Genomic DNA, 2,008 nt, shown 5'->3' on the forward strand with positions numbered 1-2,008 from the left:
GTTCACACCCATGCATGAGGCAATCGGCCGGTTTTGCGTCACGCCGCGCACAAAGAGGCCCAGCCGCGTGCGGCTGATCAACCAGGCCACGCCCAGCAGCACCGCCACGGCAAACACAATGATGACCAAGCGGTTGTAGGGCAGCGACAAGTTGCCCAGCACTTGCACGCCGCCGCTCATCCACACCGGGTTTTCAACGCCGACGTTTTGCGCACCAAAAATCGAGCGCACCAGCTGCTGCAGCATCAGGCTGATACCCCAGGTGGCGAGCAAGGTCTCCAGCGGGCGGCCATACAGGAAGCGGATCACGCTGCGCTCCAGCGCCGCGCCCATGAGGGCCGACGCCATGAAGGCCACCGGCACCGCGGCCAGCAAATACCAGTCAAATGCGCCGGGAAAGTACTTCTGGAACAGGCCCTGCACCACATAGGTGGCATAGGCGCCAATCATCATCAGCTCACCGTGGGCCATGTTGATGACGCCCATCAGCCCGTAAGTGATCGCCAACCCCAGCGCCACCAGCAGCAGGATGCTGCCCAGGCTGATGCCGCTGAAAATCGCGCCCAGCTTGTTGCCCCACTCCAGTGAGGCCTCTACCTTGGCCAGCGCCGCCTGCAGCGCCACCTTCACGTTGGCATCGGTCTCAGTGCCCAGGCGCTCTATCAGCACTGTCTTGGTATTGGGGTTCTTGCTGCCGGCCAGCTGCGCGGCGGCTTCCAGGCGCTTGGCCTTGTCCGTGCTGCCCAGCATGATGGCGGCGCGCATCAGCTCCAGTTGGTTCTTCAGCTCGGGCACGGTTTCAGCCGCGTAGGCTTTTTCAATCAGCGGCAGCCGTGCCTCATCGGTATCGCCGCCCAGGGTCTTGATGGCGTCGCGGCGTTCGCTTTCGGTTTTGGAAAACAGCTTCAACGCGGCCAGCGCATTGTCGATCTCGCTGCGCATCAGGTTGGGGTTGATCACGTCTTCGGCATCCGCGGGCAGCGGCACCTCGGCGCCCGTGATCGGGTCAAAGGCCTTGTCGTCTTTCACGACAAACACCTTGTCGCCCTTGGTTTTCACCGCATCGTCAGACAGCGCCTGGATGAACGCAGCCGTTTTTTCGTCCGCCTTGGCGGCGGCCTTGCCCAGGGCCTCCACCCGTGCCTCTGTCTCGCCAATTGACATGCCTTTTACCTCCTCCGGGCTTAAGGCATGAGCGCGAGTAGCTATCAAAAGCGTAGCAAGAAGGAGTAGGCGGTGAAGTGGGTAACGGAGCATAGGGGGGAAAGAACCTGTAGGTTGGGCACATACACGGCAGCGCCGCATAGAGCCCAGACTGCAACTTCCTGAAGGGACCGCGCTTTTATCAAGGCGCGGTCGTCAAGATTGGAAGAAGCGTAGCGAGCGGGCCAAGGTGGGTTCTGCGGCGCGGAACCGTACACCAGTACGGTGAGCACCGCAGAGCCCAGATTGGCTCGCGCAGTAGCTTCTTACTTCTTGACAGGCTCGTCCGGCTTCTTGTCATTGCCTTCAATGTACGGGCTCCATGGCTTGGCCTTCACAGGGCCAGGCGTCTTCCACACCACATTGAACTGGCCGTCGGCCTTGATTTCGCCGATGAAGACCGACTTGTGCAGGTGATGGTTCTTCTCATCCATCTTGCTGACGATGCCGGAAGGCGCGTTGAAGGTCTGGCCGGCCATGGCGGCGATGACTTTGTCGGTGTCGGTGGACTTGGCCTTTTCAACAGCCTGCTTCCACATGTTGATGCCGATGTAGGTGGCTTCCATCGGGTCATTGGTCAGAGGCTTGTCAGCGCCAGGGAGCTTCTTGGCTTTGGCATAGGCAGACCACTTCTTGATGAACTCGGTGTTGGCCGGGCTCTTGATCGACTGGAAGTAGTTCCAGGCAGCCAGGTGGCCCACCAGCGGCTTGGTGTCAACGCCGCGCAGTTCTTCTTCACCCACAGAGAAGGCCACCACTGGCACGTCTTTGGCCTTCAGACCGGCATTGCCCAGCTCTTTGTAGA

The 2,008-nt window shown here is 60.7% G+C and carries 2 protein-coding genes; both read right to left on the reverse strand.

The genetic code is table 11. The features are described from left to right. The coding region (urtB, locus tag AC1D0Z_RS20430) for an urea ABC transporter permease subunit UrtB (protein ID WP_477659997.1) at positions 1-1,257 on the reverse strand (1,257 nt) is incomplete at its 3' end. A 212-nt stretch (positions 1,258-1,469) separates the two neighbouring features. Then, positions 1,470-2,008 (reverse strand): transporter substrate-binding protein (locus tag AC1D0Z_RS20435; RefSeq protein ID WP_477659998.1); only part of this gene is annotated, 539 nt, incomplete at its 5' end.

Source organism: Polaromonas sp. P1_E3 (genome assembly GCF_056405935.1).